This is a genomic window from Flavobacterium sp. 1 (genome assembly GCF_002797935.1).
GTDB lineage: Bacteria > Bacteroidota > Bacteroidia > Flavobacteriales > Flavobacteriaceae > Flavobacterium.
Genome location: NZ_PGER01000001.1, coordinates 2,988,472 through 3,003,426, shown reverse-complemented (window position 1 = coordinate 3,003,426; position 14,955 = coordinate 2,988,472). Strand labels below are relative to the sequence as shown.

14 protein-coding genes and 1 pseudogene are annotated in these 14,955 nt (G+C 35.7%); 13 read left to right on the top strand and 2 right to left on the bottom strand.

Translation table 11 applies throughout. The features are described 5' to 3' along the window. Positions 1 to 22: 22 nt before the first annotated feature. Complete coding sequence (gene ric, locus CLU83_RS12000) at positions 23 to 754, bottom strand: iron-sulfur cluster repair di-iron protein (protein WP_100431829.1); 732 nt, start codon at positions 752 to 754, stop codon at positions 23 to 25. 432 nt (positions 755 to 1,186) lie between these two features. Here ric and CLU83_RS11995 point away from each other — a divergent pair, with 432 nt between their 5' ends. From CLU83_RS11995 to CLU83_RS11940, 12 genes and pseudogenes are all read left to right on the top strand, one after another. Then, entirely contained in the window at positions 1,187 to 1,618 is a 432-nt protein-coding gene (locus tag CLU83_RS11995) for a cytochrome c (protein ID WP_100433716.1), read from the top strand. 15 nt (positions 1,619 to 1,633) lie between these two features. Continuing rightward, positions 1,634 to 2,968 (top strand): cbb3-type cytochrome c oxidase subunit I, encoded by a 1,335-nt coding sequence (locus tag CLU83_RS11990; RefSeq protein WP_100431828.1) that lies wholly within the window; start codon positions 1,634 to 1,636, stop codon positions 2,966 to 2,968. Positions 2,969 to 3,352: 384 nt separating this feature from the next. Further along, positions 3,353 to 4,144: a CbbQ/NirQ/NorQ/GpvN family protein gene (locus CLU83_RS11985; protein ID WP_100431827.1), complete on the top strand. Its 792-nt coding sequence runs from the start codon at positions 3,353 to 3,355 to the stop codon at positions 4,142 to 4,144. A 180-nt stretch (positions 4,145 to 4,324) separates the two neighbouring features. Then, entirely contained in the window at positions 4,325 to 6,100 is a 1,776-nt protein-coding gene (locus CLU83_RS11980; protein ID WP_100431826.1) for a nitric oxide reductase activation protein NorD, read from the top strand. 147 nt (positions 6,101 to 6,247) lie between these two features. Continuing rightward, positions 6,248 to 7,213: a DUF438 domain-containing protein gene (locus tag CLU83_RS11975; RefSeq protein WP_100431825.1), complete on the top strand. Its 966-nt coding sequence runs from the start codon at positions 6,248 to 6,250 to the stop codon at positions 7,211 to 7,213. Between the two features lie 311 nt (positions 7,214 to 7,524). Further along, complete coding sequence (locus CLU83_RS11970) at positions 7,525 to 8,106, top strand: cytochrome c oxidase subunit 3 (protein WP_100431824.1); 582 nt, start codon at positions 7,525 to 7,527, stop codon at positions 8,104 to 8,106. A 19-nt stretch (positions 8,107 to 8,125) separates the two neighbouring features. Beyond that, positions 8,126 to 8,368 carry a cytochrome C oxidase subunit IV family protein gene (locus tag CLU83_RS11965; protein ID WP_100431823.1) on the top strand — a complete coding sequence of 81 codons (243 nt, stop codon included), beginning with the start codon at positions 8,126 to 8,128 and terminating at the stop codon, positions 8,366 to 8,368. A 234-nt stretch (positions 8,369 to 8,602) separates the two neighbouring features. Continuing rightward, entirely contained in the window at positions 8,603 to 10,063 is a 1,461-nt protein-coding gene (gene nirK, locus CLU83_RS11960; protein WP_100431822.1) for a copper-containing nitrite reductase, read from the top strand. Between the two features lie 73 nt (positions 10,064 to 10,136). Continuing rightward, positions 10,137 to 10,469: pseudogene (locus CLU83_RS11955) on the top strand (cytochrome c); the annotation flags it as partial. 26 nt (positions 10,470 to 10,495) lie between these two features. Further along, on the top strand, positions 10,496 to 11,263 hold the full coding sequence (locus tag CLU83_RS11950; protein ID WP_100431820.1) for a formylglycine-generating enzyme family protein: 768 nt from the start codon (positions 10,496 to 10,498) through the stop codon (positions 11,261 to 11,263). Between the two features lie 36 nt (positions 11,264 to 11,299). After that, entirely contained in the window at positions 11,300 to 11,941 is a 642-nt protein-coding gene (locus tag CLU83_RS11945; RefSeq protein ID WP_232727079.1) for an SCO family protein, read from the top strand. Positions 11,942 to 11,957: 16 nt separating this feature from the next. Then, the gene (locus CLU83_RS11940) at positions 11,958 to 13,235 is read left to right on the top strand and encodes an alginate export family protein (protein WP_100431819.1); all 1,278 of its coding nucleotides are present in this window, start codon (positions 11,958 to 11,960) and stop codon (positions 13,233 to 13,235) included. 73 nt (positions 13,236 to 13,308) lie between these two features. Here CLU83_RS11940 and CLU83_RS11935 read toward each other — a convergent pair whose 3' ends face one another. Next, the gene (locus CLU83_RS11935; protein WP_100431818.1) at positions 13,309 to 13,545 is read right to left on the bottom strand and encodes a hypothetical protein; all 237 of its coding nucleotides are present in this window, start codon (positions 13,543 to 13,545) and stop codon (positions 13,309 to 13,311) included. 242 nt (positions 13,546 to 13,787) lie between these two features. On the opposite strand from CLU83_RS11935, the gene CLU83_RS11930 reads away from it, so the two are divergent. Beyond that, complete coding sequence (locus tag CLU83_RS11930; RefSeq protein ID WP_232727078.1) at positions 13,788 to 14,954, top strand: ATP-binding protein; 1,167 nt, start codon at positions 13,788 to 13,790, stop codon at positions 14,952 to 14,954. Position 14,955: the final 1 nt, after the last annotated feature.

The window sequence follows — 14,955 nt, the reverse complement described above, 5'->3', positions numbered from 1 at the left end:
GATTTTTAGTGTTTGACATAGTTTATGATTGTGCCGAAAATTCTTTTTCGAGTTTAGCTGCTTTTGGGAATAAAATATTATTTTCCAAATGGATGTGTTTGTGTAAATCCTCTTCAAATTCCTGCAGCATTGCAAATGTTACTTTATAAGTATTGCATGCATCTGAAGGAGGTGTATAATTGTTGCTTAATGTGGCTATTTTTCTGAAACGTTCTCCTTCGGCATCGTGTTCGTGCATCATCATTGCAATTGGATTTTCTACTGTTCCAAAATGAGGCTGTTCAATCAATTGATCTGAAATAGCAGCATGAACCATTTTTTTGATAAAAGGAAACAAAATCAGCTCTTCTTTTTTCATGTGTTGCGCTAATTCTCCCGCGCATCCTTTAAAGAGTTCATTTATTTCTAATAACTCTGGATGATTAGCTCCGTGTACTCGGCTTAACTTATCTAAAAATTGAAGTAGAACAGGTGTTTTTTCGGAAACATAACGGTGATGTGTTTTCTCAATATAATCGGCTAATAAATCAATTGGCCAAGCATTGTAATCAATTCCGGAATCACTTTTTGAAGATAAAACTGTCTCGATTTCTTTTAATAAATCATCAGGATTTACTGCTTTTTTCTCGCATGCTTCTTCAATGCTTCTATTGCCGTTGCAGCAAAAATCGATGCCGTATTTTGAAAATAAAGCTGCTGTTCTAAAGTCTTTTGCTACGTATTCACCTATTGTAATTCTCTCTAAAGTTTCCATAATGTTGTTTTTTTATAATTAAAATTTAGAGTACAAAAATAGGCACTATTTTAATAAAAGACAAACTTATCCTTAATTAAATATATTATTTTTTTATTTGTGTAAATGTTTGAATAAGAAATGAATGAGATTTTGGGGTCATCTTTTTTTGTCTTTGTAATTTTACGATTATTTAGAAAATAGGAACATGACAAAAATCATATTTCGGACATGACTTAAGAACATTCTGCTGTTGAAAACTTATCTGACTGACAACTTTAAGAATTTGTTTTTTATATCGTATGAAGAAAAATAAATAAATATAATTTTTAAAAATAAATGACAAATGTTATAATAAAAGATAAAAATATCTTTTATATTTGCATTCAAATAAAAGACATTTTTATCTTTTATATAAAAAGGAATTTATTAACTAACAAAAAACAGATTATTATGCTTTCAAAATCACAAGCACGAGCATTTTTTCTGGGAGGAACATTGGTCACCTTTTTAATCTTTATAGGATTGACTATTTATTCGTTCATGCCCAGAAATGATCAAACCAACTACAAGGCTATTGACAAACAGGTAGTGAGAGGAAAAGAAATTTGGGAACACAACAACTGCATGGGTTGTCATACCATTTTGGGAGAAGGAGGCTATTATGCTCCGGAATTGACCAAAGTTATCGACCGCAGAGGAGAAGGCTATGTCAAGGCTGTATTGATGTCACCAATACCTTGGGCACCAAATGGACGAAAAATGGTTGTCTATAATATGAGTGAAAAAGATGCTGATGCAGTGGTGGCCTACTTCAAATGGATCGGAAAAATCGATCTGAACGGGTTTGACCGCATCGTTTCGCCTTTAGCTAAAGAAAAATAATTAAATTTTTTAAATATGAAATATAAATCACAAAAAGTAGCCTACTGGTTTTTTGCACTGTGTATGCTGCTGTTCTCACTGCAGATTGTCTATGGTTTTATCATGGGCTTTGACCGAATAGGAATACAGGGCTTGCACGACGTTATTCCGTTTAATGTTGCCCGAGCGGTACATACCAATTTATTGGTTGTCTGGTTATTGACCGGATTTATGGGAGCAGCTTATTACATCATTCCCGAAGAAGCACAACGCGAACTGATAAGCGTAAAATGGGCTTATGTACAATTAATTTCACTTGCTGTAGTTGGTGTAGTGGCTATCGTCGGTTTTCACCTGAACCATTGGGAAGGAAGAAAGTTTCTTGAGATTCCGAGAGAATTGGATTTTCTGGTAGTTATTAATGTATTGCTTTTTTTAGGATTGATTTTAGGAACGCTTTTCAAAGGAAAACGAAGAACTACAACCGCATTGGTATTGTCAATGGGATTATTGTTTGCCGCCTTATTGTATCTGCCGGGAATGATTTGGTTTGACAGCCAGGTAATGGATTCATTCTTCCGTTGGTGGGTAGTTCACTTGTGGGTTGAAGGTGTTTGGGAATTAATTATGGGAGGTATTCTTTCGTATTTATTAATCAAATTGACTGGTGTCGACAGAGAAGTGATCGAAAAATGGCTGTATGTAATTGTTGGACTAACATTCCTTTCGGGAGTTTTGGGAACAGGACACCACTATTATTACATAGGAGTAAACAAAATTTGGTTAATCGTAGGTGGTATTTTCTCTGCTTTGGAACCTTTAGCTTTCTTGGCAATGGCTTTGTTTGCAGTGAACATGTACCGCAAAGGCGAAAAAAGCCATCCTAATAAAATCGCTTTATTCTGGACAATCGGTTCTTCTATAGTGTCATTCGTTGGAGCTGGATTACTAGGTTTTGCACACACTTTACCACAAACTAATCTTTATACCCACGGAACTTTGGTTACGGCTATGCACGGACACTATGCATTCTGGGGTGCTTATGCGATGATTGTTTTGGCAATAATAAGTTACGCATTACCGAATTTAACAGGACGAAAAAGATACCAAAGCGCCACAGGAATGGCTGCTTTCTGGCTATCGAATATTGGAATGTTGGGAATGACTGTTGCCTTTGGAGTTGCGGGAGTCGTGCAGGTGTATTTGGAACGAAAAATGAAAATGGAATTTATGGTCGTGCAAAACGAAATCAGCATTCACTTTGTAGTATTACTGATTTGCGCCACGATGTTCGCCACAGGAATAGGTCTGTTTATATTTGATTTCTTTAAATATGGCCGTCCAACGGATGAAGCTTTGGAAATAAAATAAATGTATTCAGTACAAATTTGGGCGTGACCCCATTGAGAAAAGGGGGCAGTTTTCGAGACTGGTTATTCGCCCCCTTTCCTCAACGCGGTCGGGCTATCACGAGCGCTATGGCGCCTTGTTCTATCCCTCACGCGGCTTCACACATTTCAAGATTTTTTTCTTCTTGTCAAATAATTTGTTGTCCTGCAAGTTTTTTTTCAAACCTTGTAGGTATGATTGCCGAATATAAGATACCTGTAAGATCCAAAAAAGACCTTGCAGGAATAAAAAAGAACTAACCTGCCCTTTTTTTCAGCCGGAACGTTTAGATAAAAGTTTTTGAATTTCCATTTCCATAAAAACGATTGTTTTACGTTTCGGTTTTTTTTATAAAAATTAAAAAATATGTTAGTAGATACTTTAATACCCGCACCATATTACCACACTGTCGGCAAAGAAGCCGAAGTCTTTGAACATTCCTATAAAAACAAAATTCCTTTTTTGCTAAAAGGCCCTACCGGAACTGGAAAGTCCCGTTTTGTTGAGTATATGGCTCATCAATTGGATAAAAAACTCATAACCATCAGCTGTCACGAAGAAACTTCCTCAACCGATTTGATTGGCAGATTTATCATCAAAGGTGCAGAGACGGTTTGGCTGGACGGTCCTTTGACCACTGCCGTAAAAGAAGGTGCGATTATCTACTTGGATGAGGTTGCTGAAGCCCGACCCGATGTGATTGTGGCAATCCACTCCCTGACAGATCACCGGCGCGTACTGTTTATAGACAAATTGGGAGAAACAATTAAAGCACACGATGATTTTATGCTGGTAGCCTCTTTTAATCCCGGGTATCAAAGAGGATTTAAAGAACTGAAACCTTCCACTCGTCAACGGTTTATTGCCGTTTCGTTTGATTATCCTGAGCCAAAAATTGAAACTGAAATTTTGGTCAATGAAACCAATATTGACAGCGATACAGCCAAAAAACTAGTTGCCATCGGTAACAAAATTAGAAATTTAACCGAATTAGGATTGACCGAAACGGTTTCGACAAGACTTCTCGTTGACGCAGCAAAAATTATCCACAGCGGATTGCCAAAACGTTTGGCTGTTCACGTTGCCGTCGTAGAACCATTGACAGATGATCTGCAGACATTGGAAGCATTGAAAGATTTGTGCAATTTGATGATATAAGCCCCCTAACCCCCGAAGGGGGAATTAAGAGAGCGACAAATTAAAATCAATCCATGCCCTTTTAATCCAATTAAGGAAATAAATTCTTGTATAGATTAGTTGAATTGATAAAGTTTTAAGTAATGTAAATTCCTATTGACCCCTAATAGGAGTTCCCCCTTCGGGGTTAGGGGGCTTATTATGGGTTTCGAGATAGATGAATATTTAGTTGGGAAATTTTTCAAACATTTAAAAAACAGAAAAAGAACGAACCCCGAAGTGGAAGCGAGAACGGTTACACTTGCCGGGATAAAACCCCGCTTGACTATTATGGCGCGCGCTTTGACAGGAAATCCAATCGAAATATTTCCTGCCGAAAGAGAAGGAGGATACAAAAACAATAATTTTTTCCTTCCGATTTCGTTTGCCGAATTCTCTACGCTGGAAGAGAATCTTACTTTTTATCATTTTAGGATTTTGTATCTAAGCGTACAACAGCGATTGAATTACAATTGGACAGCTAAAGAGGCTGAGCCGGAATTATCCCTTTCACAGCAAAAAGCATTGGAAACCTCCAAAGAAATTCTTTCGGTTTTGTTTGAAGAATTTTCAATCGATAGACAGTTTTTAGCATCTGCCAAAAATCATTTTGCCCAAAAATCAGATGCTAAAAACGTGCCTGATTTTTCTTGGCTGTTTGGCAAATGGATGAAAAACGAAGTGATAATCGAAAGTGAAAATGAACTTCAAAATTTTTCAGATAAGACGAAAAAGACTAATGAGATGCAGCCTTTAACCACGCTTAAGGCGAAAGCGGTTGAGGAAGTTATTACAGTGGAACTCGATAAAAAACAGCAGGAGGATTATGTGATGCTGCATAATTTTGAAAAGGTAGAAACCGCCGAAGAATTCAACGGAAATTGGCGTGATTTTGATGGTTCGGATGAACTCGAAGATCATCAGGATGCGTTGGAAGAACTGAATATGAAATACACCGTTCGCGTTGATGACACTTCACATTCCGTATATCAAGCGGATTTTATGGAAAACACCACGATTTCCGAAAGTGCGTCTGTTGATGACAAAGGTTTTCATCACAGTTATGATGAATGGGATTTTAGTAAAAACTGTTACAAAGAAAATTTTTGCAAAGTATATCCAAAGTCACAGTTAAAAATTGATAGCGATTATTACAAAAAAACGATACTAAAGAATTCTTCCACTTTGATGGGCTTGCGCAAAATGCTGACGAATGTCAATAATAAAATGCAACAGCAAAAAAGACAAACACAAGGAGACGAATTTGATATTGACGCCATCACCGATTTGTATGTCGATGTGCATTCCCGAAGAACGCCTTCGGATAAAATTTATATTTCGAATCGAAAAAAGGAAAAGGATTTGTCGATTCTGATTCTGCTTGACATCAGTCTTTCGAGTGATGGTTACGCTGCCGGAAATAGAGTGATCGATGTGGAGAAAGAGGTTTCGATTTTGTTTGGTGAAATCTTAAACGAATTCAATATTGATTTTTCTATTGACAGCTTTTATTCCAAAACCAGAAATTACTCAACTTACCTGACCATCAAAGATTTTGACGAAAGCTGGAATATTGCCAAACACAAAGTGGGAGCAGTAGAACCAAGCGGCTACACCCGAATAGGCGCAGCATTGCGGCACGCAGGAGTTCGTCTCGACAAACGAAGCACGAAAAACAAATGGGTAATCCTGATTTCTGACGGAAAGCCCAATGATTACGATAAATACGAAGGAAAATATGGAGTCAATGACGTGAAGCAAGCTCTTCGCGAACTCAATTCAAAAAATATTAACTCGTACGCATTGGCCATTGAAGCCGAAGCTAAATATTATCTGCCACAAATGTTTGGGCAAAACCACTATCAGATTTTGACGACTCCCGTTGAGCTACTGCAGTCGTTAGTGAAATTATACGAAAAGATAAAACACCAAAAATAAGAATACAAGAACCATTTTTTTATTGAGCCATTAAGGAATTAAGAAAGATTAAGGCATAAGTTGGATGATTTGAAACGTTTCCAAATCTCTTAATGGTTTAAAAAACTTTTAGAAAAAGGGAATGGTGAAAAATAAAATTTAATTAAAATGACAGAAACAGTTCACACACCAGTATTGCCAGAAGGTCATCCAGTTTGGAATTACTTTCAGGAAAAAGAATTAATAGTGTCTCTTTTGCAAGAGATTACAAACGTTAACCCGTTGATTGATTTAGCAAAATATACCAATATATTCAATCAGTTGTTTACCATAGAAAAACGGTTTGCCCGCAAAGAAAATCAGCTTTTTCCTTTTTTGGAGAAAAAAGGCTGGGTTGGACCATCGCAGGGAATGTGGTCGTTTCATGATAATTTGCGAGAACAGTTCCGTTTGATTCAGTATTATCTCAAAACGGATAATCCTGAAAGAGTAGGAAGCAACACGCCTTTTTTGGTGGACGGAATTTATAGACTGATGGGAGTTGAAGAAAACGTTCTGTTCCCAAATGCATTAGACATTCTTACCGAAAGTGATTGGATTGAAATGCGCAAAGGCGAAGAAGAAATTGGCTGGATGTTACAGCAAACTCCACCGCCTTTCCCCAAAGTGGAATATGTGCATCCAAGCGAAGATTTTACCGTTAGGGAATTGCCTTTTTCATTAGAAAACACCTCACATTTTGATGAGGGATATATGACCGTGGAGCAGGTTAATCTGCTTTTTAGAACGATGCCGTTAGACTTGACTTATGTGGACGAAAATGACAGAGTGATTTTTTACAACAGAGGCGAGGAGCGTGTGTTTCCCAGAAGTGCCGGAATCATTGGCCGTGAAGTGAAGTTTTGCCACCCTCCAAAAAGTGTTGGAACAGTTCTGAAAATCTTGGATGAATTCAGAAAAGGAACTCAAAACGAATCATCTTTTTGGATAAACTACAAAGAGCGCCTGATTTACATCCGCTATTTTGCAGTGAGGGATGCCAATAAAAACTATAAAGGCGTGATTGAAATGTCACAGGATATAACCGATATCAAAAAAATTGAAGGCGAAAAAAGGCTGTTGGATTGGGAATAAAAAGATTTCTGATTTTAGATTTACTAACCGAACGACAGCGAACATGTGAAGTATTATAGAGGTTAAAAACTGAATATAAATTGCAAAAAAGCAAAATATCTCTCTTTAGCACCGATAGAAGTGGAAATCCTTGTGAGCCGGGGCTCGGCTCACAAGATTGTAGCGGAAAGCGGGACACATGCCAATTGAAAAGCTAAATATTTCTGCTCCAAAAAACAATAATTGAGTTCAGCTAATCGAAAAATCAGCAATAGTAATCTTCAATCTAAAATCAAAAATCAAAAATCGTTAATCAAAAATCAAAAATCTTTATGGAAACTTTAAAAATAAATTACAAAAACATCTATTATCCGCCGGGAGGCATCCTGATGTGGATTATCATTTTTCTCGAACTCATCACTTTCGGAATGGCATTGCTGGCTTTTGTGTATTATGGAAGTGAAAACGCAACTGTTTTTCACGAATCGCGTATGCAGTTGAATGCTGTTTTTGGTGCTGTAAATACTGTTTTCTTATTGACAAGCGGTTTTTTTATGGCCAATGCTGTTCATCAATTTAAAGAGAATAATATTCAGAAATCATCGGTATTTTTTAAGTTGGCTATGCTGGGCGGTTTTTTATTCTTGGTACTCAAAAGCGTAGAATATTACCACAAAATAGAAAGTGGCATTTCATTGGATACCAATATGTTTTATACTTTTTATTGGCTGTTAACAGGATTCCATGTCATTCATGTGATTATGGGGTTGGTTATCTTGGGCTGGACAAATTACGGCATGAAAAAGAAAGACTCAGATACCGCCGTTGAAGACGTTGAAGCCTGTGCAGCCTTTTGGCACATGTGCGATTTAATTTGGCTGCTTTTGTTTCCTATACTTTATTTGTTTTTTTAATAATATATGTCTATTGATAATGAAAAAATCACTAATTTTAATTTATGTATTGTTGTTAATTCTCACTTTAACAACATCTTGTATTGCTGGTTTTTCTGTATTTAGTAAAATTGGAGCTGCATTGATAATGACCTTGGCCGCTTTTAAATTCCTTTTGGTTGCTTTTCAATTTATGGAATTAAAAAAAGCTCATTCGCTCTGGAAAATCAGTTTAATAATAACTTTAGGATTGTTTGTGATTTTGATCATTGGGATAAAATAAGTTGCTGAGTTGCTAAGGTTCTAAGACGCTAAGATTATTGCTGTAATATGATAGGTTTGATTTAAAATGCTCAGTCACTGAGCATCTTAGCTGCTCTTTAAAAATTCTTAAATAAAAGTTAAAAACATGATATTTATCATTAATTTTTTAAATATCATAATTTAATTTTACAACTCAATAAAAAAAGACAAAACTATCCTTAATATAAAAACCACTTTTTAAAACGAAAGAATTATGAAACAATTATTCCATTTTAGCAAGCCTTATAAAATTATTGCTTTTGCATTATTTGCAGCGGTTAGTATTTTTTCTTGTGCCAAAAAAGAAGAAAATCATGATACCGATTATTACGAAAAAATTAAAGTCGAAGGACAAAAAGAGGCTGAACTTACTGCTCCTCCAATGGTTCCAAAACCTGTTGGTGATAGACCAGCTATGCATTTGGTTGTTAATATGGAAATCAAAGAGCAAGAAGGAGAAATGGTTGATGGGACAAAATATATTTATTGGACTTTTGGCGGATCTGTTCCGGGAAGTTTCATCAGAACAAGAGTTGGTGATGAGGTGGAGTTTCACTTAAAAAACCATCCCGATAATAAGTTGTCGCACAATATTGATTTGCATGCCGTAACAGGACAGGGAGGAGGAGCTGCTTCTTCAATTGTAGCACCTGGGCATGAAAAAGTATTTAATTTTAAGGTTTTAAATCCTGGACTATATGTCTATCATTGTGCAACTGCGCCTGTTGGGATGCACATTGCAAACGGAATGTATGGGTTAATCTTAGTAGAACCAGAAGGCGGTTTACCTCCTGTTGACAAAGAATTCTACGTGATGCAAGGTGATTTTTATACCAAAGGAAGTTATGGCGAGCAAGGAGTACAGCCTTTTGATATGAATAAAGCATTGAAAGAAGAACCAGATTATGTGGTTTTCAATGGTAAAGTGGGAAGTATTGCAGGTGATAATGCACTTACAGCCAAAGTTGGAGAAACTGTTCGTATTTATATGGGAAATGGTGGTCCTAATTTAGTTTCTTCATTCCACGTTATTGGTGAAATATTCGACAAAGTTCATATTGAAGGAGGAGATGCAATCAATACTAATGTACAAACAACAATGATTCCGGCGGGAGGTTCTGCCATTGTAGAATTCAAAGTTGATGTACCAGGAACATTTATTTTGGTCGATCACTCTATTTTTAGAGCATTCAATAAAGGAGCTTTAGGAATGCTGAAAGTAACGGGTGAAGAAAACAAAAAAATCTATTCGGGAACTACACAAGAAGGAATATATTTGCCAGAGGGCGGAAATATTCAAAATATGCCTGTAGGGGAAAAAGTGGCCAAATCTACTGTTGCGAAAACATTGCCTGAACAAATTAAATCTGGAAAAGGAATCTTTGGAACAACCTGTTTTGCGTGTCACCAATCCGAAGGACAAGGAGTGCCAAATGCATTTCCTCCATTGGCAAAATCAGATTATTTGAATGCTGACCCAAAAAGAGCAATTCAGACAGTAATTAGAGGATTAAGCGGTGAGATCGTTGTAAATGGCAAAAAAATAAACAGTGTAATGCCAAGCCAGAATCTTTCGGATGATGAAATCGCCGATGTCCTAACTTATGTTTACAGCAGTTGGGGTAATAATAAAACTGTAGTAACGCCTGCAATGGTAAAAGCTCAAAGAAAATAATAAACACAATTTTAAATATTTATAAGTCATGAAAAAATACATTTTAGGAATAGCACTAATTGGATTAAGTCTGAAAGGTTTTAGTCAAGATGCAAACAAAGGGAAAGGGGTTTATACAAAAACCTGTATTGCCTGTCATCAAGCTACTGGAGCAGGAATTCCAGGTGCTTTTCCTCCATTGGCCAAATCAGATTATTTGAATGCCGATGTGAATCGTGCCATTAAACAAGTAATCAAAGGATCTAATGGTACAATTACCGTAAATGGAAAAAAATTCACTGGAGCGATGCCTCCTCAAGCTTTAAGTGACCAACAAATTGCTGATGTCCTTACGTATGTTTATGCCAATTGGGGGAATAGCAAAAAGTCAGTGACAGTAGCGATGGTGAAAGCTCAAAGAAAATAATAAAAACTTAAGCAAAAAGAGTCCCAATGTTCCCACTAAAAAAAATAATGACCTTCTTTTTATTGTTGATATACGTTACTCTTTGCGCTCAAGAAGTTAAAATGGCACATATAGAAGGCGGGACTTTTGTCCCCCTTTATGGTGCTACTGCCAAAAAACCAGTCAAAATAGCTCCGTTTAGTTTGGATGTCTATCCGGTTACTAATGCCCAATACCTTGCCTTTGTAAAAAAATATCAAGATTACAGCCGTTCAAAAATGAAAGGATTATTTGCTGATAAAAGTTATTTAAACCAATGGGAAAATGATTTTAATTTTGGTAAAAACAATCTAAGTAATGCTCCAATAACCAATGTTTCTTGGTTTGCAGCCAAAAAATATTGTGAGTGTCAAGGAAAGCGTTTGCCAACAATGGATGAGTGGGAATATGTGGCTATGGCCGATGAAAAACGCTCTGATGCCCGTACCAAAGAAGAATTTAATAAATACATTTTATCCTGGTATGAAAAGCCCAAAACGTATTCGAATGCAATTGGACATACCTTCAAAAATTATTGGGGTGTTTATGATATGCATGGATTGGTTTGGGAATGGACTTCAGACTTCAACAGTATTTTTCTTTCGGGTGAATCTAGAAAAGATAAAGACACCGATACCAATCTCTTTTGCGGAAGCGGATCTGTAAATGCTACCGATTTGATGAATTATGCTGCTTTTATGCGCTATGCTTTTAGGGGTAGTCTTAAGGCTAGTTATACTACTAAAAATTTAGGGTTTCGTTGTGCCAAAGATTAATTGAGCACTTAAGGAATCCAATCAAAACCAAACAAAATGAAACCGAATTTAGTACAAAATCGTAAAGGATTTTTTAAAACAGGATGGCACTTTTTACTTGTTTTGCCTATTTTTGCACTTTTCTTAGCTTTTCAAAGCTGTAATAAAAAAGAAAATGCTGCCAAAGAGAAACCTATTTCAGATTTGTCTATTTATAATTTACCTTCTAAATGGACTAATCAAAACGGTCAGAATATTGAAATGAAAGACATGAGGGGAAAAGTGTTGGTCATGGTCATGATTTATACTTCCTGCAAAGCAGCCTGCCCACGTTTGGTAGCTGATATGCGCAATATTGAATCTCGTTTACCTGAGAATATCAAGGAAAATGTCAAATTGGTATTAGTAAGTATTGATCCGGAAGTGGATACGCCTAAACGCTTAAAAGAATTTGCTGTTGCTAATAAAATGGATGGCGAGCAATGGGAATTCCTGAGATCGACCGAAGAAAACACCAGAGAGTTTGCAGCAGTATTAGCCGTAAATTACAAGAAAATTGCCCCTTTAAATTTTTCTCATTCTAATATTATAAGTGTCTTTAATGCTGAGGGGGAATTAGCTTATCAACAAGAGGGATTAGAAGTGAATTCCGATGCAACTATTAAAAAAATTACCGAAGAAGCGGTTAAACTAAACTAAATTAAATTTCGTAACGATGAAGTTATTAAAAACAATGGTACTGGCTGTTGTATTATTAGCCAGTAAGAATACTTTTGCCCAAGAGTTTGATGCCAATCTGCAGATTAAACCCCGTTACGAGTTCAGGAACGGTTATAAAGCACCAATTCCTTATGGAGAAACGCCTGCTCAGTTTATATCTTCAAGAACGCGCTTGAATTTAAATTTCAAGCAAGACAAATTTGTTACTAAACTTACAATGCAGAATGTTCGTGTCTGGGGAGATGTTGCATCAAATACAAAATCGGATGTGAATGGTATTCAAATATTCGAAGCTTGGGCGCAATACAATTTCAATGACAAGTGGAGTACCCGTATTGGACGTCAGGTGATTTCGTATGATAATCAGCGTATTCTAGGGGAAGCCGATTGGGCACAGCAGGCACAAAGCCATGATGCCGCATCGGTTACCTATAAAAATAAAAAGAATCAATTAGATCTGGCGGTTGCCTATAATGCCAATAGCGAAACGGATATTGCGGTGCCATATACAGTTGCCAATTACAAAGCCATGCAGTATGCCTGGTATCACACTGAGTTGGGCAAAATTGGTATGAGTTTACTGTTTTTAAACACAGGTTACGAAAACAAACTGACTCCGCCAATCCCAACACCAACACCCGAATTGAAAGTAGATTACATGCAGACTTTCGGAACGTACATGAACACCAAAGGAAAGTCTTGGGACGGGAATTTATGGTTTTATGGACAAACCGGAAAAAGCAATACTTATACCGTGAGTGCTTTTGATGCTGCCTTAAATTTTAACTATTTAGTGACTGAAAAGTTTAAAGCTGGTTTCGGATATGAATTTCTGTCAGGGAAAAGTCAAGGCAATACCAGTACCGACATAAAATCTTTCAATCCAATTTTTGGTACTAATCACGGTTTTAATGGATATATGGATTATTTCTACGTAGGAAATCATAAAAATTCGGTAGGATTGCAGGATGCATTTTTGAAATTTGGATACAATGTCAACAAATGGCAGTTTGCTTTAATGCCGCACGTTTTTAATGCTGCTAACACCGTTTTGGCTACGAATGGAAATGAAATGGACAATTATCTTGGAACAGAAATCGATTTTACGGCTGGATATTCCGTTCATAAGTTTGTGAACATCACCGGAGGATATTCCCAGATGTTTGCGACTGATACCATGCAAAGACTGAAAGGCGGTGATGTGGATCATACCAACAATTGGGCTTGGTTAGCTATAAATGTAAACCCTCAGATTTTTTCGTATAAAAAATAATTGTTAATTCTTGTGAAAACAAAAAGGAGCTTCGAATTGGAGCTCCTTTTTTATTGGTTTTTTTGTTTATACTTTATAGTTCAGTAATCCATTCTGAATCTTCTTCGTCAAGTTGTTTATGGTCAACATCAATTCCAAATATTATACCCTCTTCGATTTCTTTTGCCATTTCCAATTCATTTTCATTTAAATGTTTAATTTCATTTGGATCCATAGGTTGAAGTAAATTCATAATTTGCTTTAGCAAGTCAACATCATCGACAGATTTCAGTTTGTCAAATATTTCTAGTTTTAATTCTAAAGTGTTCATAAATAGTATGATTTTGAATAGTAAAGTTACGAAAAGCGAAAAGGATTGTTTGATTTGATTCGATGTTTTTGAATAAAAAAGAAACTACGACTTAGAAGCTCTCTTTTTTATTGATACTTGTGTGTTGTGGATTTAATTAAAGTGTATATTTGCAATATATTTACAAATAAAACCTTAAAGTGATGTTGTTAAACTTTAGAATAACAAATTTCAGGTCAATCAATGAAATGGTGGAATTGTCTATGATTCCAAGTGATTTAAAAAATCCAGTAAATGTAACTAAGATGACAAATCCTGAAGCTACTAAAAATAAAGATTATTATGCTTTGACTTCCGCAGCCATTTATGGACCAAATGCAAGTGGGAAAAGTAATATCATTAGAGCTCTTCATGAATTTAAAGAGTATATTAGAACTTCTACAGATATTAAACCAAATGATCCTATAAAATTATTTAAGCCATTTAAGTTGTGTGAAAAAAATATAAGGGAGCCATCCTGCTTTTCAATTGATATTCTAATTAAAAATGTTTTGCATACTTATTCTATTGAAGTATTTCAAAAAGAAGTAAAAAGTGAATCTCTTTTCTTTTATCCTAAAGGGATAAAGGTTAAAGTTTTTGAAAGAGATAGACAAGAGTTTTATAAAGGTAATGGATATGAAGGTATTTTTGAAACAATAAAACAAAGAACTACTGAAAATCAATTATTTTTAAGTAAGGCTGCAATTGAAAATGTTGAAATAGCTAAAAGTGTTTATGAGAGACTTTCTCTGTTACTAGTATTCACGACAGATCTTTTTCATTCTGAGAGATTTAATGAAGCAGCAAATAAATATCTTTTTAGTGCTTTTGAAGGGGAAGATTTGATTTTAAGTTTATCAAAGTCTTTAATACAGAAGCTGGATACACAAGTTGTTGATTTTGAGGAAAAAGATGGAGTAATAAAGACTATTCATCTAAATGATAATTACGAAAGGATTGAGTTCGAATTTGCTGAAGAGTCTTCTGGAACACAGAGAGCTATTTCATTCTCCCCCTTAATTTTTATGGCTTTAAGATATGGTGATACTATTGTAGTTGATGAATTCGAAAGAAGCTTGCATCCTGAAATCGCTCAATATATTTTAGGTTTGTTTAATGATCCAGAGGTTAACAAAAATGGAGCTCAGTTTATTTTTGCGACACATGATACTACTTTATTGAATCCTGAAAATAATATGAGAAGAGATCAGATTAATTTAGTAGAGAAAAATGAAAAGGGAGGGACAGAAATGTTTACAGTATCCGATATTAAAGGAGTGCGAGAAGGGAATTATGAGAAATGGTATTTAGAGGGTAGATTAGGAGCAGTGCCAAATATTGCAAGAGAAACTTTTAGACATGAATTAATTGAATTTATAAATTCATAAG